Origin of the sequence: Gillisella vitis (assembly GCF_001541345.2) — a bacterium.
Classification (GTDB): Bacteria; Pseudomonadota; Alphaproteobacteria; order Rhizobiales; family Rhizobiaceae; genus Allorhizobium; species Allorhizobium vitis.
This window is the reverse complement of sequence record NZ_LMVL02000001.1, coordinates 368,288-391,674: the sequence shown is the minus strand read 5'-3', so window position 1 is coordinate 391,674 and position 23,387 is coordinate 368,288. Positions and strand designations below refer to the sequence as shown.

Sequence of the window (23,387 nt, the reverse complement as noted above, 5' to 3'; positions counted from 1 at the left end):
CAAGATGCGTCTTCATTTTCGTGACTTTCATGAAATGGATGGTTTTTCGAAATTGCGGTTCCGGCAGATGTCGAGCGCTCGTCTTCACGCTTGAACCTGCGCCTTGTCGTTCGGGTCAGCTTTCGATCGCGCCTTTTGTTCGGCATTCAGCAGCAACGACATCGCACAAGGCAGCAGCGTCAGGGTCAGCATGGTTGCCACGGCAAGCCCGCCAATGATCGCGAAAGCCATCGGCCCCCAGAAAATTTCGGCGGCAATCGGGATCATGCCGAGAATTGCGGCACAGGCGGTCAGAACGATCGGGCGGGCGCGATGAATCGAGGCGGCAGTAATGGCGTCTTTGGGCGATTGGCCAAGCGCGACGTTCTGATCGATCTCCTGAATGAGGATGACAGCATTGCGAATAATCATCCCGGACAAGGCGATGACACCAAGTTGCGCAACAAAACCCATCGGTGTACCGGTCGGCCACATGGCTGCAACCACGCCAATAAGACCAAAAGGCGCCATGAACACAGCCAGCGCCATTCTGGAAAAGCTCTGCAGCTGAACCATCAGCAGAACCGCAATGGCAAACAGCATCACGGGAACGACCGCGTAGATTGACGAATTGCCTTTCTCGGATTCTTCCGTAATGCCGCCTGCAATGATAGAGTAACCCATGGGGAGATCGGCACGCAGAGCATTGAGCTGCGCATCGGCTTGCTCGGCGACCGTGGCGGCCAAGGCATTCTTTTGAACGTCAGCCTGAACAATGATCATCGGCTTTCCTTGTTGGCGCCAGATGATCGGGTCTTCCATCCCGTATGCGACTGAAGCGACTTGCCGAAGCGGCACATAGTTTCCATCGCCAGTTCGCAGTTCCAGATTGCCAATGGTCGAGACCGAATTACGGTCGGCTTCAACCCCTTTGACCATGACATCAACGAGTTTGTCTTTGTCGCGAACCGTGGTGACTTTCGACCCCGAGAAGACCGCCGCGATCTCACTGGCGATGGATTCCGAACTCATGCCCAAGGCACGCGCTTCGATCTGGTTCACCTTGATCGCCACGCTTTTCTGCGGTTCGCCAGCCGTGAGATTGACGTCGCGGGTATCTGGATTCTGACCGATGATCGCAGCGACTTTTGTCGACAGGGCACGAACCTGCTGATAATCCGGCCCCGAGACCCGGAACTTTAGCGGCCACCCGACGGGAGGACCGAGTTCAAGAGGCGAAACGCGCGTCACAAGATCCGAAAAACGCTCATTGAGCACGGCCTCGATCTTGCGGCGGACGGCCTCCCGTTTTTCGACGCTTTTGGCGACGACGACTGTTTCCGTGACATTGTCGTTATCGAGTTGCAGATCCATAGGCAGATAGAAGCGAATAGAGCCTGAACCGACATAGGTGATGAAATGATCGATGTCGCGATCGGTTCGCAAGATCGCTTCCAATTCGCGCGCACGAATGTCTGTTGCGGCCCGCGATGCATTTTGAGGAAGCGTGAGACTGACCAGCAATTCCGGTCTGTCGGAAGCCGGAAAGAACTGCTGCTTCAATTGCCCGAGCCCAGCAAGAGACAGGGCAAAGGCGGCAATCGCAAGCAGGATCGTCAGCCACCGATGCTTGAGGGTCCAGCCCAGTATTTTGCGATAGGTGGCCATGACGATACCCGTCTTCTTATGGGTATGCGCAAGGCTGCGGGGCAGTATCCAGGTGCCCAGGATCGGCGAAAACAGCACCGCAACGATCCAGGATGACGACAGAGCAATCAGGATCACCATGAACAGAGAGAAGGTGTATTCACCTGCACTTGAGGCGGCAAAACCCACCGGAATGAAGCCGGCAATCATCACCAATGTGCCAGTCAGCATCGGAAATGCAGTGGTCTCATAGGCATGGGTTGCCGCAACCAGACGCGACTTGCCCTTTTCAAGGCAGGAGACCATGCTTTCGACAGTGATCATCGCATCATCCACCAGCAGACCCAATGCAATGATCAAGGCGCCGAGCGAAATTCGCTGAAGCCCGACCCCAGTCAGCTCCATACCCAGGAACGTCAAGGCAAGAACGAGAGGGATGGACGCGGTGATAACCAACCCGGCCCGCACCCCCAAGGATAGAAAGGAAACGGCCAGCACAATGATGATCGCCTCTATCAGAACTTTCATGAAGCCGTTGACGGCATCTTTCACGACCGTCGATTGATCCGCGACCTGGATCATCTCGATCCCGTAAGGGAGCTTGGCGGCAAGCGCATGCATGCGATCTTTCAGTGCCGTGCCGAAGGTGAGGAGATTTCCATCCTTTGCCATTGAAACGGCCAGAGCAATGACCTCCTTTCCATTGACACGCACTGAGGCGGCAGGTGGATCAACGATTGTCCGGGAGATCGTGGCAATGGAGTCGAGCCGGAAATATCGGCTGCCAAGCTTTAAGGTGATATCTTTCAGGCTGTCTTCGGAGGCAAAGGCGCCAGTGACACGAACCGAAATCTTTTCTTCACTGGTCTGGACGGTTCCAATCGGATTGACGGAATTCTGGGCTCTGATGGCTTCGATTGCGGCAGACGGATCGATACCGAGGCTGGCCAGCTTGCTCTGCGAGAATTCGATGACGATCTGCTCGTCCTGGGCGCCGAGAATGTTGACCTTGCCGATATCTGGCAGGGAGAGAATTTCACCCCGGATTGCCTCCACGCGGTCGCGCAGTTCACGTTGGCTGAAACCCTCTGCACGGAAAGCATAGATGCTTCCATAGGCATCGCCGAACTCGTCATCGAAGGCCGGGCCTTCGACCCCCTCTGGTAGTGTCGAGGAAATGTCCGCCATTTTCTTGCGAACCGTGTACCAGATGCCCTCAACCTCGCTGGGCGGGGTGTCGTCACGCAGGTTGACCATGATGACCGACTGGCCGGGCCTCGTGTAGCTTTGCGTATAATCGAGATGTGGCGTCTCAGAGAGCTTCTTTTCAAGCTTGTCGGTCAGCAAATTGACGGTGTCGGCAGCACTGGCACCTGGCCAGCGGGCGCCGACAACCATCGTCTTGATGGTGAAAGGCGGATCTTCGTTGCGCGAGAGCTTTTGATAGCTGAGGATGCCACTGATGACTGCGGCAATCATCAGGAAGATGACAAGCGATTGATGGTCGAGCGCCCATTTCGACAAATTGAACCGGAAACGCGGCTGGGATGATTGTTCGCTCACGATTGCGCCCCTTTCTCAAGTGTGACACCCTCGCCATCGCGCAACTTGCTGACGCCAGCGATTGCGACGATCTCGCCATCGGCCAGGCCTTCGGAGATGAGCATGTCGTTTTCGCCGTACCTTTCGATCGTAACCGGGCGAAGCTGAAGCATTTTGGATGTCGGCAGGTAGACGAAAACGGCCTGGTTCTGCCCCTGGCTGGTCAATGCCGACGCGGGAACCTTGAAGACACGCTTTGGCGAAAGGGTTACCTTGCCCGTGACCACAGCGCCCAACGGCGCTCCGTCCAACGTGTCATTCAAAGTGACCTTGACACGGTAGGTCCGCGTTGCCGTATCGGCGGAAGGCGTGACCTCGCGAACCTTGCCCTTGGCGACAAGGTTCGGATTGGACATCAGACTGACCTCAACCTCGCTATCGCCAAGATTCTGGGTTAACATCTGTTCCGGTACATCGAAAACCGCATCAAGTTCGGTATCGGAGCTGAGCGTCAGGACTGTCTGACCCGTGGTCACGACCTGACCCACATTGATGGAGACGCCTGAAACGACCCCGTCTCGTCCTGCTTTCAGATCCGTATAGGAGAGGTTCTGTTGCGCGCTCGCCAAAGTCGCATTGGCGACTTCAAGCTTTGACTTCGCCGCTTGCAGATTCGCATCGCTCTGCTGGACCTGGGCGCGCGACACCGCATTCTTGGCGATGAGGTTCCAGTTGCGGGCCGCGTTAACATCCGCCAGCGCCAAATCCGATTTTGCCTCATCGACTTGCGCGGATGCCGACGCCACATTGATCAAGGCCGGTGTCTTTTCTACCGTTGCAAGCACATCGTCTTTTTTGACGGATGATCCCGTCTCGACGCGAAAAGCCACCAGTCCATCGATCCTGAAGCTCATCGGCGTTTCATAACGTGGACGGATCTCACCGGTCTGGCGAAAGACTTCCCCGATAAGCTCCGATTTGACTGTGACCCCTTTAATGGCGCGAGGTGTCTTTGGCGTGCTGGCTTCATCCGAACATGCGGTTAGAAACACGGCAAGAACGCCTGTGGTACATAGGATCATTCGTCTCAGCATAAGCACTCCAGTGTTTGCTGGCGTGCCTCCGGTAAAAGAGGCAGCAGATTGACTGCCGTTCTCTCCCACATGGATGATCGGTTGGGTGTTTCATTCTGTTAAGTTTTGTTAAAGGTCTGCCGTCAGGTCCGGTCGAGCCCAACAAATCTTAATATATAAGACGTCCGAAGCCGGAAATGATTATGGTAAGAGAATGCCTTGAAGGGGAAGCGACCCTTTTTACAAGCGACAATGGATAAGCGATGTCAGATGCGCCAAAGATCCTGATTGTAGAAGATGACGAGCAGATCGCTGACATGGTCCGCGATAGCCTCAACGAGCAAGGAATGCTTGTCGATGTCGCAGCTGATAGCGCCGCCATGGACGCCAAGATGCGCGCACTGGACTTCGATCTCATCGTCCTCGATGTTATGCTGCCTGGAGAAGACGGGTTTAGCATCTGCCGCCGGCTTCGAGGCAGCGGCGATATTCCCATCCTGATGTTGACCTCGGTGAGCAGCGATATCGACCGTGTCGTCGGTCTGGAAATCGGCGCTGACGACTATGTCACAAAGCCTTTCGTTCTCCGGGAGTTGACGGCACGGATCAAAGGTCTTCTCAGGCGCTCCAGAGTGACCTCCCAGCGGCCAGACAGTTTACGGAAAAGCTTTTTTCGCTTCGATGGATGGCAGGTCGATCCTGCTCGGCGGCAGCTTCACGATCCAAGCCATGCGCGCGTTGCGATGACGACCCACGAATTCGATCTGCTGCTGGCCTTTTGCCAAAATCCCGGACGAGTGCTGACCCGGGAGCAGTTATTGAGCGCGACCCATGCGGGCTTGGCCGGCCCGATTGAACGTAGCATTGATGTCCACATCAGCCGCTTGCGACAGAAAATCGAAAAGGATCCGCGGGATCCGACGCTTTTGAAAACAGTGCGCTTGGGTGGCTATATCTTTACGGCCAATGTGGAAGAGGTTCATGTCTAGGAATTTCCGCGTATTACCAAGAACTCTTCGCGGCCAAATCACCGTCATTATTCTCCTGGCATTGGTCACCGTCATCGCAACAGGCAGGACATTGGAAAATGTTGCGAAAAATGATTACGCCATTCCCAATCTGGAAAGCACCGCCACACAGGTCAGAACCCTTGCTCTTCTTTTAGCGCAGGCCTCTCCTGACGAACGCACCTCCATTCTAACCAACGCGCAACGCGCCGGCTTGGAGGTCTCGCTTCAACCGATATCGCTGGCAGACAAATTCAAGACCTCTCCGGAGTTCCAGGGCTTTGCCGAAACATTCGTCGATTTTCTGTTTCCACCCGACGGAGAGCCGCCCCTTGGCGGCTGGCGCGCCTTTCTGGACGGGCGTCGTGTGTTTGCCGAGAAAGTGGATGACCGAACAATGCTTGTCTTTTTCGGCCTTCCCGATACGATTCTGACGACTTCATTTCTCAGCCAAACGACATACTACTTTATCGCCGTGGTCGTCTTGATCGCATTTTTCTTTGCCTTTGCGATCAGGGCGGTGACCGAACCGATCAAGAGAATATCCGAGGCGGCGATAAAGTCAGATATCAACAATAGCTCCCAGATCTTCGAGGAACGCGGCACGGTCGAGATCCTGTCGCTGGCCCGTGCCCTGAACGGTATGCGAAACCGTATTCGCATCATGGTGGATGGCCGGACCCGAATGCTGCGGGGGATTAGCCATGATGTTCGTACTCCCTTGACGCGGCTCAGATTGCGCTCCGAACGCATGGAGGCCGGTGCCTTGCGGGAAGCCCTGCTGGCGGATATCGATCATATCGATGATCTTCTGACCGAGAGCCTGAACTATCTCCGTGACGATTTTGCAACCGAAGGCATTGAACGTGTTGATGTTGTGAGCATCCTGCAAACCGTTTGCAGTGACTTTTCAGACATCGGCTTCGATGTCGAATATCAAGGGCCAAACAAGCTGATCGCCAACTGCAGACCGCTCTCAATCATGCGGGCAGTCACCAACCTTTGCGACAACGCAACCAAGTTTGGTAAGACCGTCCTCGTTAAACTCCAGGTCAGTGGCACGGTTTTTTCGATCTTGGTGATCGATGACGGACCAGGCATTCCTAAAGATCTCAGAGAAAAGGTTTTCGAACCGTTTTTCAAAGGAGATGCTTCCCGCAGCAAACGCGCCGGTTTTGGCCTCGGCCTGTCGATTGTCGCAGATATAGCACATGCCCATCAAAGCAAAATTACCCTGCTGTCCAATCACCCGACGGGCCTTATTGTACGGATCGACATACCCTGTCCTGGCTCAGTGCCTTGAGGCAAGACTGGGTTATGCGACCCAGCGAGTATTCTGTGAAGCTTGACGCTAGCCAGGTCGCTGGCTTCTCATTAATTTTTCCGATGATCCAAGTGGATGATAGAGCCATAGCGCATCGGCTATAATCTCACAACACAAGGCGCCGCTTGTGTGACGGCGTCTTACGCCTGTCAGGTTCATGCTGAACCAGACAGACTCTACTGCATCATTAAAGCGGCATTACCAGCGCCTTGCCGGATCAGGAAACGCGATTGGAGTAGTAGAGTCCAAAATTCAAAGCCAGCATGACCAGCAAAATTCCGATCGACACCACAATAAAATAGCCGATCCGTTTAAGAGCGCTCCACGGTTTGTTCTTTCGGCTGAAAGCTGCAAAGCCGGCAGCGCCGAGTGAGATACCGAGAATTGCGGGGAGTGACAGCATTTTTATCATCTTTCTTCATTTCTGGCACCGGTTTGGTTTCTATTCTGTGCACAAACCAGCTTTCTGGCGCATGCTGTCCGCAGTCTGCCGAAGGACGACCTGCGGAAGCTATCTGACCAAAATTGTTGAATTCCCCCTATAACCCCTGTCCTGTTCAATAACGCGGAGGGTGGAAAGCGGCAAACGGAAATTTCAGCCGACCGCATTTCGCTAGGAACAACAAATCCCGATCATGCTGACTGCAAAAGAACGGAACTGTTTCAACCTGACGCCCCTGATAGGTTTAGCTTATCGTTCCCATCAATAAATCCAACTTAAATTTAACATCGACCTCCTCTATGAAGAGGTCAGGGATAATTTCCGTCAGGCCCTTTATGCCATTTCCCGGTTAAAATCGGGCGAGCCGTCATACGAGAGCAGATTGTCGAGACTACGAATTCAATGGTCGGCGGAAGATGCCCCAGAGTGGATGAAGTATTAGGATATCAAGGGAGAATCCTATGGATACCAAGGTTGAAACTGGTGGAAAATGTCCGGTTGCACACGGGGCAGCTGGCGCGAAAGGTCGGGGCAACCGCGATTGGTGGCCTGAACAGCTCGATGTGCAGATCCTTCACCAAAAGAACAAGATCGCCGATCCAATGGGCCCTGACTTCGATTATGCCGAAGAATTCAGGAAGCTCGACTATGAAGCCCTGAAGAGCGATCTTCATGCGCTGATGACCGATTCTCAGGATTGGTGGCCAGCCGACTTCGGCCATTACGGCGGCCTCTTCGTGCGCATGGCATGGCACAGCGCCGGCACCTATCGCATCACCGATGGACGCGGTGGCGCAGGCGCCGGGCAGCAGCGTTTCGCGCCGCTTAACAGCTGGCCGGACAATGCCAATCTGGACAAGGCACGCCGTCTGCTCTGGCCGATCAAGCAGAAATACGGCAACAAGATTTCCTGGGCTGATCTTTTCGTTCTGACCGGCAATGTCGCCCTGGAATCCATGGGCTTCAAGACCTTTGGTTTCGCTGGCGGTCGCGCTGACACATGGGAACCAGAAGAGCTGTTCTGGGGTCCGGAAGGCACCTGGTTGGGTGATGAACGCTACAGTGGCGAACGCCAGCTGTCCGAGCCGCTCGGCGCCGTGCAGATGGGCCTTATCTACGTCAACCCGGAAGGCCCTAATGGCAATCCGGATCCGATCGCTGCCGCGCGTGATATCCGCGAAACGTTTAGCCGTATGGCCATGAACGACGAGGAAACCGTCGCCTTGATCGCTGGCGGCCATACTTTCGGAAAGACGCATGGCGCGGGCGACCCGTCTTTGATCGGCGCCGAACCGGAAGGCGGCGCGCTTGAAGACCAGGGACTGGGCTGGAAAAGCAAATTCGGCACCGGTTTCGGCGCAGACACGATCACCGGCGGACCGGAAGTTACCTGGACGCAGACCCCGACCCGTTGGAGCAATTTCTTCTTCGAAAACCTGTTCAACTTCGAATGGGAACTGACAAAAAGCCCGGCTGGCGCCCATCAATGGAAGGCAAAGAACGCCGAACCCTCCATCCCGGATGCCCATGATCCGTCCAAGAAGCATCTTCCAAGCATGCTAACGACAGACTTGTCGCTGCGTTTCGATCCGGCTTACGAAAAGATCTCGCGCCGCTTCCTGGAAAACCCCGATCAGTTCGCTGACGCTTTCGCCCGCGCCTGGTTTAAGTTGACCCACCGCGACATGGGGCCAAAGGTTCGTTATGTCGGTCCGGAAGTGCCGTCAGAAGATCTCATCTGGCAGGATGTTATTCCTCCTGTCGATCATCCGCTTGTCGATGATAGGGATGTGGCCGATCTAAAGGCCAAGGTTCTGGCGTCTGGTCTTTCGGTGCAGGAACTGGTGTCGACAGCATGGGCATCGGCTTCGACCTTCCGGGGTTCCGACAAGCGCGGCGGTGCCAATGGCGCCCGTATCCGTCTTGCTCCGCAGAAGGATTGGGACGTCAACCACCCAGTACAGCTTGCCAAGGTCCTGAGCGTTCTCGAAGGCATCCAGCAGGAATTCAATGCCGCCCAATCTGCGGGTAAAAAGATTTCCCTGGCCGATCTGATCGTGCTTGCCGGTGCAGCCGGTGTCGAGAAAGCAGCCAAGGCTGGCGGTCACGATGTGACCGTTCCGTTTACCCCAGGCCGGACAGATGCATCGCAGGAACAGACCGATGTCACCTCCTTCGATGCTTTGAAGCCACGCGCCGATGCTTTCCGCAACTATCTGAGCGGGCATCAATTCATGAAGCCTGAAGAGGCGCTTGTCGACCGTGCCCGGCTTCTGACCCTGACGGCACCTGAAATGACCGTTCTCATCGGTGGTTTGCGCGTGTTGAAGGCTGGCCAGCCGGAACATGGTGTCCTCACCCGCAATCCCGAGGCGCTGACGAATGATTTCTTCGTCAACCTGCTCGACATGCGCACACAGTGGGCACCGGTCGAAGGCAAAGAGGGCGTCTATGAAGGTCGGGACCGTAAGACCGGCGAACTGCTTTGGACCGGGACGCGGGTTGACCTGATCTTCGGGTCGCATTCTCAGCTTCGCGCCTTGGCGGAAGTCTATGCGCAGTCGGATATCAAGGAAAAGTTCGTCAAGGATTTCGTCGCGGCCTGGACGAAGGTGATGGACGCCGATCGTTTCGATCTGGTCTAACGATAACATTGAACGGGACGCGGCGTATGCCGCGTCCCGTCAGATTTCTGGCACCCCCTGCCGGACCTCGCGGCAATACCACATTGGCGAAATGCAGTGCCTTAGCGCATCCCTCCCCTTTGCATACCCGCGCCACATTCAAAGCCAAGCGCACCGTTCGCTGCCGAAGACGCCCTGGGCAAACCATGCGCACCCTCCCCGATAAGCTATAGTCCTCCGGCACAATAACACGGTGCACTACGCCCCCATTGAATCCTGATTGCACAAAGGGTTAAACAGGAACCGCGGCGTCAAGGAAACAACACCGCCTTGGACTAAGCACGCTCAGAATTTCTGGACAGTGCTGCGACGGATTGCGCCATTCATCGCTTAAAGGGATGTCTATTGGGCAAGGGATGCCACCAAAGCGGATATTTTAGAGTCAATCGAACGGAAAAATGATTTGAGATCCAACGGTTTTATTCGGCTTTTCGGCATGCGCAACGACGCCTCGTTCGATACCGAACGGGCACAAGCAATCATGCGCATTGCCGTTATCTTCATCATCGTTGCCTACGTCATGCCTCTGGTTGCAAATGGAGCAACGCCTCCCGAAGCGCGCAGTTTTTATTGGCTGTTTTCGATCTACATCCCCTATTCCTTCTTATTGCTCCTGTGGATCGTTCTGCGGCCAGGCGTCGACATGCTGCGGCGAACCATCGTGACACTGCTCGACTATGCGTTCACGACATTTGCAATGTCTGTCGGCGGAGCGCCACTTTTCCCGATTGCAGCGCTGGTCGTCTGGCACACGGTTGTCAGCGGCTTACGTTTCGGCCCAAAGCATTTGCTCCCAGCGACAGCATTGGCGTTGAGTTCTTTCGCAATCGCCACCTATTTCAATGTCTATTGGCAGCAGAACCCTTATGTCGTGCTGACATTCATAATGATGGCAATTCTGGCCCCATCCTACACGCTGGCATTCTTGCTTCGGCTGCAAAGTGCCTATGCCGCCGAGCAGGAAGCTAACCTGTCGAAATCGCGGTTCCTTGCCCATGCGAGCCATGACCTTCGCCAGCCTATCCACGCCATCAGCCTGTTTACGGCTTGCTTGCGCGACGCGGGGCTGAAACCGGACGAACTGGCAATGGTCGACAATATCGATCGATCACTGCAAAGCGTGTCACGGCTCTTCAAATCCTTGCTCGATATTTCCACCCTGGACAGCGGCAAACTGATCCCGCAGATGGAAACGGTAGCGATTGCCGATATCCTCAACGAGGTTGTCGATCAGAATATGGAAGCCGCGCAAAAAGCCGGATCACAGTTACGGCTTGTCAATTGCACGCATTTTGTTGCGGTTGATCGGTCTTTGCTGAATACAATTCTGCAAAATATCCTGAGCAATGCGATTAAATATGCAGGGGGCCGTAAAATCCTGATCGGCTGCCGCCGCAGGGGTGGCAGCCTGACCATTCAGGTCTATGACCAGGGCCCCGGCATTGCACCAGAGCATCACCTTCGCATATTCGAGGAGTTTTATCAGGTCCGTGAGCGGGGCGACAAGGATGTCGACGGGGTTGGCCTGGGATTGGCAATCGTCAAGCGCCTCGGCACCCTCATGGGATTGAAGGTCTCATTGCGGTCAGTCGTCGGAGCAGGAACGACGATCTCCGTGTCGGGATTGAAGATTGCCGTCCCCATGAAAGTTTTGAGCGCGGAGCAAATAGCGCCATCCGCGACCAATCTGGCTCATGGCCTGCGCGTGCTGCTGGTTGAAGACGATGAGGCCGTTCTGCTCGCCACAGCCAGCCTGCTGCGCAAATGGGGTTGCACTGTGCAGGCAGAAACAGCGATACCCTCCGTGCTGCACCATTGCGATCTACTGATAACGGATTTTGACCTCGGCGGCCGCATGACAGGCACGGAATGTATCGCCAAGGTTCGCCAGCTTGCCGGTTGGAAGGTTCCGGCCGTGGTGATGACGGGACATGCTCCGTCGAGGGTAATCGAAGATATCGCCGACAGTGATATACCGATCCTCTCAAAGCCGGTTCGCCCCGCCGAGCTTCGCTCGGCAATTCTGCTACCTGGAATCGGAGCTCCGCTCCGATGAGCCAGGAGAGGTCGGCACCAATCCCATGGCAATCCCCTTGGTCACGGCCCCGGCGCGGGTCGCCACGCCAAGTGCGCGGAAGATAGCCGAGACATGGATGCGAACCGTGAAAGGGGAAATACCAAGAATGATGGCGATCTCCTTATTGGTCCTGCCCTCGGCAAGAAGATGCAAAACATCGAGCTGGCGTTGGCTTAGCGTCGGGCTGACATAACTGGCAATGGCGTTTGTCGACGCTGGCACCTGGACGACAACGTCGCCTTCGCGAACCGCCCGCAGGATTTCCTTAATCTCATCCGGCAGGGCTGCTTTATTGATGAACCCATTGATCCCGGCATTCATGACGGTATCGACCAAAGCTTTGTCGCTGGCCATGGTGACCACGACGATCGACGCCAGGCGAAACTCTTCGCGAAGCGCGCGCAAATTCGATACGATACTGTTTCCCTCAAAAAACAGGTCCAGGATGAACATGCTGGGCGGGAAAGGATTGGCTCTCGCAATTTCAAGAGCGGCGTCGAGCGTGTCGGTGGACGCAATTTTTGAATTCGGCAAAAGCTGCCGAACCAAAGCGAAAATGCCCTCCCGGAATATCGGGTGATCATCAGCGATAATAATGAATTCGTCAGTCATATAAATTTATGATCCGCTTCATCTCCATTTATACCAAGGCTTGAAGATGCTTACGCATCGTCGCCTGGAAGGCATTGCAAATATCTCAAATGCATCAGGCACTTGAGATGTTTGCAAAGGGAATACGACGTGTCCTTTTTCAATGACTCTTCGCACTACACAATGCGTATCGCTGAATGTCCACTCCTGTCGGATGAAAACAGCCGCGCGTGTCCTTTGTGTCATATGCGACACCTTCACTTCGACAGGACGGCGATCCTGTCGAGCCCGCTTGCCAAACCTTTCAAGGAAATCGTGAACGGAACCTCTGTACCTGCACCATAAGCGTAAGCAATGAGTTTTAACGATTTACCACTTTTCAATGCGTTAGCACCCTTATCCGTAAAGGTCAGGGATACAAGGCAGCCAGAGGGAAGGCATGTCGAAAACCGCGAGGACTTGCCAGGTGGCGTATCGTCTATCGCAAATGCGACCCCCTTATCCAGGTCCAATCCAAAAGGCAGAACGAGTGAACCCTTTATGCTCTTGTCGGCGGCAGGCGTGAGTTCGATGCCAAGAACCTGCTGCCCATTTTGCTGCACCTGTCGTTGAAACGTCGAGCAGACGCGGCTTTCGTTGCGCTTCGCGCAGGCAACCGTCCAGTCCTCATAGGTTTCGGAAAGCGAAGACGGAGCATTGGGGCGACCATTGCTGTCTTGTGAAAAAGCGACGGTGGACGCCATAGCAGCGGCCACCATGATCGCAACAATTTTGGCGATCTTCATCAGAAACGGACATCCAGCTTTGCGTTGATGCTGTTTGAGGTTTCATTGCTACCGAATTCACCGGAATAGCCAATGCCGATCGTGGCGGTATCGCTGAGCCCGACATCAATGCCGAGTTCGACAACGGCCGCATCCTTCGTGAGAGGCGTACCGGACACAACGTAGCTCTGGCTGCCGACAAATGCCAGGCGTGAGGTTGGATCGGTATCACCGAAGGCGTGCTGCCAGCCAAGCATGCCTCTGGCTTTTGCGATATAGCCGCCCAGCATGAAATCGGAAGAAGCGCGCAAGCCAAGGGTCGTCAGTGTCGTGTCCAGGCTGTCGCTTGGGCTCGACAAGGCCGAAATGCCACCACGCTCATTGAAGCCGTCTCTCTGAACATTGACATGGGTGAGGTTGGCAAAGGGCTCGAAAGCCACGGTGCTGACATCGATGCGGTAACCGAGTTCACCAAAGGCCTGGAAGCTGCCGGCGTCGTAATCAGCCTTCAGATGGTCGTTGAAACCGGAGAACGCCACGGACCGATTGGTCGACACCTGATGCCAGGTATAGGTAAGGCCTGAGCGGAAGGACACTTCACCATATTGGGCTCCGGCATACATGCCGAGATGATAATTGTCGCTATGGCCAAAGGATGAGCGGTCATTGGCATCGAAGCTGGACCGGCTATAGCCGCCGACGGCACCCAATCTCCAATCGGCGGAGACTGGAATGTCGAGACCCGCCACGAAACCGCCGGTGGACGAACTCAGGTCCGCGGCATTGCCGTTGCCGTCGATGCTGTTCCATGTGCCGAAGCCCTGGCCCCAGGCGGTAAAGAGCGGCATGTCCTTGTAAGCCGTGTCGAATTTGGTATCACCGTCCGCATAGGCCATGACCGGCGCCGAACGAGCCCCGACCGTATTGAACGATGCCCGCATCCGATCATTGACCGAATTGCGCAGCAGCGTGCTGCTGGTGACCAAGGTTCCCAGGGCAGACGCATGGACTTCGCCTGATAGTGCTTCAAAGGCATGCCGCGCTTCTTCTGCGCTTAACGGCAACAGGCTGTTATAGAGCGCAAGCGACTGCCCGCTCTGCTGCAAGGTGTTCAAAGCCCGGGCCACATTACGCTGGTTCCCGGTTACGGCAACGGAATCGAACAGGCCAGGCGAAGGATTTGGCGTCGGCTCCGGCGTTGGAGTAGGCGTCGGCTCTGGCGTTGGGGTTGGCTCCGGTGTCGGTTCCGGCGTGGGTGTCGGTGTTGTGGTGTTTTTGACCGCGATGGTCAGGTCAACTTCATTGGTTTTTTGAGTTAAGGCAACATCCAGAAATGCGGATTTGGAAACCGCCTGGGCAAACTGCCCCTGGATACCGCCAGCCGATGACAGGATCGTATAGGTCTGGCCATCCTGATAGCTGGTCGCTGCGTCGAGAGCCGTGACCTGCACGGACACGTTTTGGCCAATAAGCGTTTTACCGCCAGAATCCGAAGTCTGCCAAACGCCATCCACAATATTTCCATTGGCTGCCTTGAGTGTCTCCACCGACACCCTATCACTTTGGCCGTTGCCAGCGACATCGACCGCATAATTTGCACCATCATTGAAAGAAAGTTGACCGCGCACGACCATGCTTCCAATTGGATTGCTGCTGTCCCCAGGCGAAAGCGTTGCACCCGTATCAATAAAAGTGGTTCCTAAAGTGCCATTACCCGCCAGAGTTCCATAGACGCCTTTGGAAAGCCCTCGATAATCACGGATATAGTCTCCCCAAACTTGAACTGAACTCGTGTAGAATTCTGTCCCCATATAGTTGGTGACGAGACTGCCCGTTTCGCCGCCGATGACGAGCGTGCCATTTTTAACCCAGAACTGATTGCTCGATGGAAGTGTCGTACTATCGGGCGCGACCTTGGTGCCAAGATCGCCCTTGATCGTGAGCTTGCTGCCGCCATCCACGATCACGCCGCCGGAAACATTATCACGCGCACTGAATTCTGTGAGGTCGCCGCTGACATTGGTATTGCCTGCGAGGCTGGCAATCGACCCATTCCCGGTGAGTTTGTTGGAGAGTAGATAGCCACTATCTGTGTGATTGAAGACGATACGCGCTGTTTCCGTCTTTCCGAAATCGATAACGGCTTCAGAGTTGATGCTCCCAGCTGCCCGGGTGTCGATAGCAACGGGATCTGCCCCAAGTTTTGTATTGTCGACGCGTCCGCCAAAGATCAGAAACGCATCCTTCGTCATCTTGATGGTGTTGGCAACGTTCAGCTTGCTCCCGTCCGCAACGACGAGCCTGCCATCCAGGTCGATCTTGTCCGTCACCGTCATTGTCGTGTTGGCGCCAGAACTCAGCACTTCGCCTGAGGAGCCTATATCAAGATATTTCGTTTGGAACGTCGCACCGTCGCTAACCATGAGCGCACCATTGGCATAGGCATTGCCGCTATTGATCCAGCTCGTGCCAGCGCCGCGAATATTCATATTCGCGACACCGTCGGTATCTGAGATGTTAAAACCGGCTGAATTCGTCGAAACGGTAGCGCCATTCTCCACAGTCAAGAATGAGGAAGGCCTCGATGCTAAAGTGGCATCTGCGTCCAGACTAGAATTTGCTGAAAAGCTGTCGGCGGAAAGGACGGAGCCGGCACCGGACACGGTCAGATAGCCGCGCGAGTTCACCCCTGAAGCCAATGTAATTTCTCTGGCATCAACCTTAGCGCCGTTCAAGACGTTCAGCGTCCCAACCCCTCCAAACGGGCAATTAATCGAGAGGCAGTTTCCTCCGATTGTCAGCGTGTTACCCAGCACCGCATTTGTGCGCACCACCGTCAGCTCGGACCCCGCGCCGGACACAGTAACGGTTCCCTCAGAGGTATCAGAACTGCCGATCATCGCGTCCGAACCGACCGATACCTTTGCGCCATTGGTAATTGTCGCGCTGACACCCTTATTGTTCAATCCGATGATCATATCGCCGGTGATAACCTGGTTGGTCGTCCATTCGACGCTGCCATTGTCCAGTATATAGTTGACCTGTTGCGCCAGGCTCACGCCTGAACACGACACGACAACGGTTAGCGTGAGAGATGATAATACAAGAGGCTTCGAAAATCTTAGAACGACACCGGCCAATATGTTTTTTTGTACTATAATTGCATTACCATAATTCTTACAGAATTCTTTGATCATCGTGTCGCCCCGTATTCCAGTGAACATTTGCAAGCAACATTGTTTTCCACAATAACAATATTGCCCATATTATTTGTCGACATGTCTATGTCGCATTCAGCACAGAAACGGGGCAGAGGCCATTAGTGCAGATGTGCTATACGCGACATCGAACTTCGCAGAACGATCAACCTCTCCGCGTCTGCGCCTGTATCGGAGCCGTATTCTTGAGGTTTGGAGCCGGTGAAAACGGGTCGGTTTTAGACATTAACGCGAACCTGAAAGACCGCGACACGCCTTGGGCCACGCATTGATAAACTGGCCATCGCAGGCGCGTGATGAGCTTTATTGAGCGCCCTCATTTCTCTTCGCCAGATTGAAAGAGGAAAAACCCGAGCCACAGGCGCATCAATTGAATAATTAAATCTATAAAATCGATAGATTAAGAATGATAAATCTTTCCCTGATTTCCATGCTCGTCTAGCTTGTTGTCATAGCGCCTCACCAATCAAGGCAGGAACGCATCATGACAATCACAGAAACAAAGCGCGCCACCTGTTTGCGCTCGCACTCAACATAACCTTCGCAAACGAGGCCGTCCGTCAGTCTCAAGATAAGACGCCACCCGACCAGGACCTATTTCATGATCAAACATTCCGATTCTTTGGCTGTTTCCCGACGCAGGTTGCTGCTTGCTGGTTCTGCAATTCTTTCTGTCGCTCTCGTGGCATCGACTGGCTTGACGCCCGCTCTGAGCGCGGGCAAGCAGCAAGATAACGGCGGCGATATTACGTTTCTGATCGACTCGCTGGGCAATACCTGGATACCCAACAACAGCGCGATCTCCAGCTTTCAGGGGCATGTCTGGGGCCACGTGGCCGACAAGCTCGTCTATGTCGATGCCCTTGGCAAAGTGAGCCCATGGATTGCCGAGCGCTGGGAACAGAATGAAGGCGCCACCGAGTTCACCCTCCACCTCAAGACGGGCGTGACCTTTTCCGATGGAACGCCACTCGATGCGGCGGCTGTCGTTGCAAATCTCGACATCTGGTATGCAGGCCGCAAGAGCGAAGGCATCAACCCAATCGGCCTGTTTCCCAAGACCTACGATCATGCAGAGGCGATTAATCCTTCCACGGTGAAAGTCATCTTCAAAAAGCCGACGCTCGGCTTCATTCCAACCCTTGGCTATCACGGCTCGATCCTGATTTCCCCCAAAACCATCGGCCAACCTGCAACACAGCAGGCAGACCTCGGCAAGACCGCTGGCAGCGGCCCTTACGTGGTTGAATCCTGGAAGGAAGGCGATTTCGTCAAACTGGTGAAGCGCAAGGATTACAATTGGGGACCAGCAACTGTTGGCCATACCGGGCCAGCGTTTCTGGACAGCATCACCTACAAGCTGGTCTCCGAACCATCACTTCGGGTTGCGGCGGTTCAATCCGGTCAGGCCGATATTGCCTATAATGCTTCGCCCCAGGAGTTGAAGTCGCTCAAGGACGAGGGCTTCACCGTTGCCACGCCGCGCTATCTCGGGTTCGTCAATGGCTGGGCGGTGAATACCAAGCTCGAGCCCTATAATGATGTCAGGGTGCGCCAAGCCCTTCAGTCTGGAATCGATCGCCAGGAAATCATCGACACCGTCTATACATCGGACTGGAAGCTGGCGACCTCGTTTATCCAGAGCAATGTGCCTGGTGCAACCGACCAGAGCGCGCTTTTGGCCTACGACCCCGCCGGGGCGGAAAAGCTGCTGGATGACGCAGGCTGGACGAAAGGCGCCGACGGCATCCGCGCCAAGGATGGAAAGCCGCTTCTGCTAACGCTTTACTCCAATCCCTATCTTGCCACGTCGAAGGCGGTGGATGAACTGATCGCCCAACAGCTCGGCAAGATCGGCTGGAAGGTCAATATTCGCGCCTATGACGTGGTGACTTTCACCGAAAAGGTCAAGTTTGGCGGCCCTGCGGTCCCAGCCTATGAAGTCACCCGCAGCTTTATCGATGCCGGCACCGTGGCCAGCATTCTGACCGATGCCAACAATGGGGAAAACTGGTTCGCGCTGGACCAGAGCGACCAAGAGATCAATGAACTGCGCGATAAAATCGCAGGCGCCCCATCCTTAGAGGTGCGTGATCCGCTGCTGAACGAACTACAGAAATACGTCATCGAGCAAGGGTATTTCATCCCTCGCACGCAGATCGTTCAGCGCATTTATGTCCAGTCCCCGAAGCTTTCAGGCGAAGTCTATAACGGCATCGCCTATGCCAGCTACTACACCGCAAAAATCAGCCAATAACCAGCAATGTGAGGAGGTTACAGTATGCACAACGCCTACTTGACATATGCTGCAAAACGACTGGCCCAGGCCTTTGTGGTCATCCTGCTGGCCTATGTCTTTACGTTCGTGGTGGTCAGCATTCTGCCGGGCGACCCGGTCACCTCCGTCCTGCGTGATCCGCAAAACGGCTTCACCGAGGTGGAGATCGCCGAGATCATCGCCGCCCAGGGATTGGACAAGCCGATTTCTGTCCAGTTGTGGACGTCGCTCTCTCACTTCGTCACCGGCGATTTCGGCCTGTCGATGCGGTCCAGCCGCCCGGTGGCGGCGCTGATTGCCGAAGTGCTGCCCTCAACGCTGATCCTTGCATCGGCGGCCCTTGCCTTCGCGCTTGTCCTGGCGCTGCTGATTGCCTACGGCACGCAGTTCCTGCCAAAACGGTTCGGACAAGGCCTGCTGCGGGGGTTTCCCTCCCTGTTTCTATCGGTCCCCAATTTCGTCATCGGGCTGGCCCTGATCCATATTTTCGGCTTCCAGCTGGGCATTTTCCGGGTCATTGAACCCGATAGTGTCTGGGCAACCCTGTTTGCGTCAATTGCACTCGGCATTCCCGTCTCTGCCCAGATAGCGGAAGTCCTGATTGCAAATCTCGACCATGAAGCAAGCCAGGACTATGCAACGGTGGCGCGGGGTCGAGGTCTTTCCCAGGCGCAGATGTTTTTCAAACACCTGTTGAAGCCCTCATCCTTGCCGGTGGTCACAGTGATCGCCCTGACCGTCGGCGAGTTGCTGGGTGGTTCCCTGATAACCGAAACGGTTTTTGGGCGAACGGGCATCGGCAGCCTGGTGCAGCGCTCGGTCACAACCCAGGATCTGCCTGTTCTTCAGGCGGTCGTCTCGCTGGCAGCAGTGGCCTTCGTTCTCGTCAACCTGATCGCAGACCTCGTCTATCCCCTGCTGGACCCGCGTGTGAAACTGCTTGGCGTCCAACGGCCTCGCACGTCCGCTGAGGAGACAAGCTCTACCGAAACCTCTCGTGCGGTGACGATATGACAATCGCTTTTTCTTCTTCAGACAAAGGTTTGCGGACAACCAAAAACTGGTCGGCATTCCACATGCCGCCAACGGTGTTCATCTCGTTCGCCGTCATTGCCCTGGTGATCGCCTGGGCGCTCGCCCCTGGCTTGTTCACAAGCCATAGCCCCGTTATTGGCGTTCCCGCTCAAAAACTGCTGGCACCCAGCGCGCAACATTGGTTCGGCACAGACCAGCTCGGGCGCGACCTTTACGCGCGCGTCGTCTATGGCACGGCGTCTTCGGTGACCAGTGCGCTGATCGCGGTTGTCATTGGCGTTGTCGTCGGTGGCATCATTGGCCTTCTGGCAGGCTTTCTCGGCGGCTGGGTCGATATCGTGCTGGCGCGCCTGGTCGATATGCTGCTGGCGATTCCCAGTTTCCTGCTGGCGATCATCGTCGTCACCGCACTCGGCTTCACCACCACCAATGCCGCAATCGCGACCGGCGTCTCCGCCGTGGCGGTCTTTGCCCGGGTGATGCGGGCAGAGGTGATCAAAACCCGGCAAGCGACCTTCGTCGAGGCATCGTTTCTGCTGGGAGGGTCACGCTGGTATATCCTTCTGTGGCACGTGCTTCCAAATGCCTCACGCTCCCTTCTCACCCTTGCCGTCCTGCAATTTGGTCTTTCCATTCTTGTCATCGCCGGTCTTGCCTTCCTCGGCTACGGCGATCCGCCACCCGCCTCGGACTGGGGTCTGCTGATTTCAATCGGCAAGGATTACCTCAAATGGCCGTGGCTGGTTTACGCACCTGCGTTCGCCGTGATCGCAACCGTCCTCTCCGTCAACAGGATCAGCCGATGGCTCCGCAAGACAGACTGAACACCACCCTCCCCGGCCTCGCAACCGGTTCTACAGCGCTCCAGCCGTCAACTTCGCTGTTGCGGGTGGAAGACCTGTCGATATCCTATGGGGCTCGCCAAGTCGTGAAGACTGTCGGGTTCGAGCTGGACCGAGGCAAGAGCCTGGCGTTGATTGGAGAATCCGGCTCAGGCAAATCAACCATCGCACGGGCCATCCTCAGGCTATTGCCCCAAGGCGGACAGGCGACGGGGAAAATCGCGTTCAACGACCAGAACATCTTGAGCCTTACTGAGCGTCAGTTCCGGCCTCTGCGGGGGCGCGCTATCGGCTTTGTTCCGCAAGATCCCGGCAACGCGCTCAACCCGGTGCGCACCATCGGCGCGCAAGCCATGGAAGCGGCAGCACTTCTTGGCGAACAGAACAAAGCCATCCGCAAAGCGCTGATCCTGGACACATTCGCGGCGGTCGGCCTCGACAAGCCGGATCGCGTCTACGATTCCTATCCGCATCAATTGTCAGGCGGCATGCTTCAGCGGGTGCTGATCGGCCTTGCGGTGCTGCCGCGCCCGGCCCTTCTGGTTGCGGACGAGCCGACCTCCGCACTGGATGTGACGATCCAAAAGCGCATCCTCGACCTTTTGACGCGGCTTCAGCAGGATCTGGATATCAGCCTTCTGCTGATTACCCATGATCTGGCAATCGCTTCCGAGCGGGCAGATCAACTGGTCGTGCTGAAGGATGGAATTGTGCAGGAGGCGGGCAATACTCAGGCTGTCTTTGCCGCACCGGCTTCGGCCTATGCCAGAAAGCTGCATGCCGATGTTCCCGCCCTCAATCCCGACCGCTATGCCAAGCTGCGCGATGGCAGATTTCATAGCCTCAACAATGCTGCGGGCGTTGATACCAAGATCGAGGTCAAAGGTGTGACGAAGACCTTCACGGTCGATGGCAAATCCCTGACAGCTGTCGATAATGTGACATTCTCCGTACCATCAGGCACTACACACGCTCTGGTTGGGGAATCCGGCTCCGGCAAGACAACGACGATCCGGCTGCTTCTGGGCCTTGAAGACCCCGATAGCGGCCAGATCTCCGTTGCCGGTGAGCAGTTTTCAAGCCGTAAGCCCCAGTCCAGACGAGCCGTCTGGCGTCATCTTCAACTCGTTTACCAGAACCCGTTCACCTCACTCGATCCCACCTGGAAAATCGAGAATCTGGTACGCGAGCCGCTGGACCGGTTCAAGATCGGCACTGCGCGGGAGCGAAGCGAGCGGGTGCGCGAAGCCCTGTCCAACGTCGGACTGGGCGAGCATTTGCTTGGCCGCAAGCCGGGCGCACTGTCCGGTGGCCAGCGTCAGCGCGTCGCCATTGCCAGAGCGCTGGTTTTGAAGCCGGATGTTATCGTGCTGGATGAGCCCACCTCAGCGCTCGACGTCAGTGTCCAGGCCGATATCGTTGACGTGCTGTTGACGCTACAGGCCAATCTGGGTCTGACCTATGTGTTCGTTTCCCACGATCTCGCTTTGGTGCGCCAGCTTGCCCATACCGTCTCGGTCATGCATCGCGGGCGCATTGTCGAGCACGGCACCGTCAAAGCCGTCTTCGACACTCCCCGCCAATCCTATACCCGGTCGCTGCTGGCCTCGATCCCGTCCGGGCACACCCACCCAACGCACTCAGTTGCCCACGCTGTTTTCAAACAGGACGAACTCGCGTGATCGCAACCGCGCAGGACAAGACCTCAGCATAGCTTTCATCAAAGGCTCAAAACCAAATGGAGACGTCACAGAATGGCCGCTGAATTCATTAGCGCAAGTTTCGCCAACGGATCGAATGATCTGCACCCAATCCCCGATGCGCCGGTGGACCCCGATTTTCTGCAACGCTACGCGCGTGCGCTGGACGATTACGGTTTCAACTACACTTTGATCCCCTACTCTTCCGCTTCCTTTGATCCTTTCACGCTGGGCGCGACCATTCTGGCCCACACGAAGAAGATCAAGATCATTGTCGCCCTGCGTCCGAACACCGTCTACCCGACCGTTGCGGCGAAATCGCTGGCAACGCTCGATCAGCTGAGCGGCGGTCGTGTTGTCGTCCATTTCATCGCCGGCGGCAGTGATGAGGAGCAGGCCCGCGAGGGTGATTTTCTGACTAAAGAACAGCGCTACGAGCGTCAGGAAGAGTATATCCGCATTCTGCGTCTGGCCTGGACCTCGACAGAACCCTTCGATTTTAACGGAAACTACTACCAGTTCAAACAGTTCCGCAGTGCCGTGCGCCCGACCAACGGCCTGATCCCGATCTCGCTCGGTGGCTCGTCGGAGGCTGCTTATCGGATCGGCGGCTCGTTATGCGATATTTTTGGCCTTTGGGGCGAGCCTTTGGCAGAAACCAAACAACAGATCGACCGCATCTATGCCGAGGCGGCCAAGGCAGGACGCAAGGATCGCCCGCGCATCTGGGTCACATTCCGTCCGATCATTGCCGAGACGGATGAACTGGCCTGGCAGAAAGCCCATCGCATTCTCGACACGCTGAACGAAAACCGTGAGAAAGGCCTCAGCAGGACACCCTTGTCCGCGCCGCCCCCAGCCAATGTCGGTTCACAGCGTCTTCTGGATATTGCCAAACGCGGCGATGTTCACGACAGGGCTCTCTGGTATCCGACAGTGACAGCCACAAACGCCAGCGGCGCAACCACCGCTTTGGTGGGTTCGCCTCGCACCATCGCCGATTCCATATTGGACTATATCGACCTCGGCGCCGACCTGATCTCGATCAGAGGGTATGACAACTACAATGATGCCGTGGATTATGGGCGCTACGTCCTGCCGCTGGTCCGCGAAGGCATCCGTGAACGCGAAGAGGCCAGGAAGAAGGCCGCCGCGTGATGAGCGTCATCCGGCGGCTTTATAGA

Annotated in this window: 15 protein-coding genes; 9 read left to right on the top strand and 6 right to left on the bottom strand. The window is 55.8% G+C overall.

The features are described 5' to 3' along the window. Positions 1-84: 84 nt before the first annotated feature. Positions 85-3,189 carry an efflux RND transporter permease subunit gene (locus ASB66_RS01680; protein ID WP_060719521.1) on the bottom strand — a complete coding sequence of 1,035 codons (3,105 nt, stop codon included), beginning with the start codon at positions 3,187-3,189 and terminating at the stop codon, positions 85-87. Continuing rightward, on the bottom strand, positions 3,186-4,262 hold the full coding sequence (locus ASB66_RS01675) for an efflux RND transporter periplasmic adaptor subunit (RefSeq protein ID WP_060719520.1): 1,077 nt from the start codon (positions 4,260-4,262) through the stop codon (positions 3,186-3,188). The genes ASB66_RS01680 and ASB66_RS01675 overlap by 4 nt, the downstream gene beginning before the upstream one ends. A gap of 242 nt (positions 4,263-4,504) precedes the next feature. Between ASB66_RS01675 and ASB66_RS01670 the strand changes: the two genes are divergently transcribed. Both ASB66_RS01670 and ASB66_RS01665 read left to right on the top strand, forming a co-directional pair. After that, positions 4,505-5,230: a response regulator transcription factor gene (locus tag ASB66_RS01670; protein WP_060719519.1), complete on the top strand. Its 726-nt coding sequence runs from the start codon at positions 4,505-4,507 to the stop codon at positions 5,228-5,230. 385 nt (positions 5,231-5,615) lie between these two features. Beyond that, the gene (locus ASB66_RS01665) at positions 5,616-6,551 is read left to right on the top strand and encodes an ATP-binding protein (RefSeq protein WP_234614267.1); all 936 of its coding nucleotides are present in this window, start codon (positions 5,616-5,618) and stop codon (positions 6,549-6,551) included. Between the two features lie 238 nt (positions 6,552-6,789). On the opposite strand, the gene ASB66_RS01660 is transcribed toward ASB66_RS01665, so the two are convergent. Further along, positions 6,790-6,975 carry a hypothetical protein gene (locus ASB66_RS01660; RefSeq protein WP_070147878.1) on the bottom strand — a complete coding sequence of 62 codons (186 nt, stop codon included), beginning with the start codon at positions 6,973-6,975 and terminating at the stop codon, positions 6,790-6,792. A gap of 500 nt (positions 6,976-7,475) precedes the next feature. Between ASB66_RS01660 and katG the strand changes: the two genes are divergently transcribed. Both katG and ASB66_RS01650 read left to right on the top strand, forming a co-directional pair. Next, complete coding sequence (gene katG / locus ASB66_RS01655) at positions 7,476-9,659, top strand: catalase/peroxidase HPI (protein WP_060719516.1); 2,184 nt, start codon at positions 7,476-7,478, stop codon at positions 9,657-9,659. 475 nt (positions 9,660-10,134) lie between these two features. After that, on the top strand, positions 10,135-11,754 hold the full coding sequence (locus ASB66_RS01650; RefSeq protein ID WP_060719740.1) for an ATP-binding response regulator: 1,620 nt from the start codon (positions 10,135-10,137) through the stop codon (positions 11,752-11,754). Here ASB66_RS01650 and ASB66_RS01645 read toward each other — a convergent pair. From ASB66_RS01645 to ASB66_RS01635, 3 genes are all read right to left on the bottom strand, one after another. Then, a complete protein-coding gene (locus ASB66_RS01645) occupies positions 11,725-12,387 on the bottom strand; it encodes a response regulator transcription factor (RefSeq protein WP_081089152.1) in 663 nt (220 codons plus the stop codon). The genes ASB66_RS01650 and ASB66_RS01645 overlap by 30 nt on opposite strands. A 236-nt stretch (positions 12,388-12,623) precedes the next feature. Then, entirely contained in the window at positions 12,624-13,151 is a 528-nt protein-coding gene (locus ASB66_RS01640; RefSeq protein WP_060719515.1) for an invasion associated locus B family protein, read from the bottom strand. After that, positions 13,151-16,189: an autotransporter domain-containing protein gene (locus ASB66_RS01635; protein ID WP_060719514.1), complete on the bottom strand. Its 3,039-nt coding sequence runs from the start codon at positions 16,187-16,189 to the stop codon at positions 13,151-13,153. Before ASB66_RS01635 ends, ASB66_RS01640 begins: the two co-directional genes overlap by 1 nt. 760 nt (positions 16,190-16,949) lie before the next feature. On the opposite strand from ASB66_RS01635, the gene ASB66_RS01630 reads away from it, so the two are divergent. From ASB66_RS01630 to ASB66_RS01610, 5 genes are all read left to right on the top strand, one after another. Next, positions 16,950-18,605, top strand: a complete 1,656-nt coding sequence (locus ASB66_RS01630) for an ABC transporter substrate-binding protein (RefSeq protein ID WP_060719513.1) — start codon at positions 16,950-16,952, stop codon at positions 18,603-18,605. 24 nt (positions 18,606-18,629) lie between these two features. Further along, positions 18,630-19,640: an ABC transporter permease gene (locus ASB66_RS01625; protein ID WP_060719512.1), complete on the top strand. Its 1,011-nt coding sequence runs from the start codon at positions 18,630-18,632 to the stop codon at positions 19,638-19,640. Next, positions 19,637-20,485, top strand: a complete 849-nt coding sequence (locus ASB66_RS01620) for an ABC transporter permease (protein ID WP_114386183.1) — start codon at positions 19,637-19,639, stop codon at positions 20,483-20,485. Before ASB66_RS01625 ends, ASB66_RS01620 begins: the two co-directional genes overlap by 4 nt. Further along, positions 20,464-22,185, top strand: a complete 1,722-nt coding sequence (locus ASB66_RS01615; protein WP_060719511.1) for an ABC transporter ATP-binding protein — start codon at positions 20,464-20,466, stop codon at positions 22,183-22,185. The genes ASB66_RS01620 and ASB66_RS01615 overlap by 22 nt, the downstream gene beginning before the upstream one ends. Positions 22,186-22,257: 72 nt before the next feature. Then, on the top strand, positions 22,258-23,361 hold the full coding sequence (locus ASB66_RS01610) for an LLM class flavin-dependent oxidoreductase (protein ID WP_060719510.1): 1,104 nt from the start codon (positions 22,258-22,260) through the stop codon (positions 23,359-23,361). Positions 23,362-23,387: the final 26 nt, after the last annotated feature.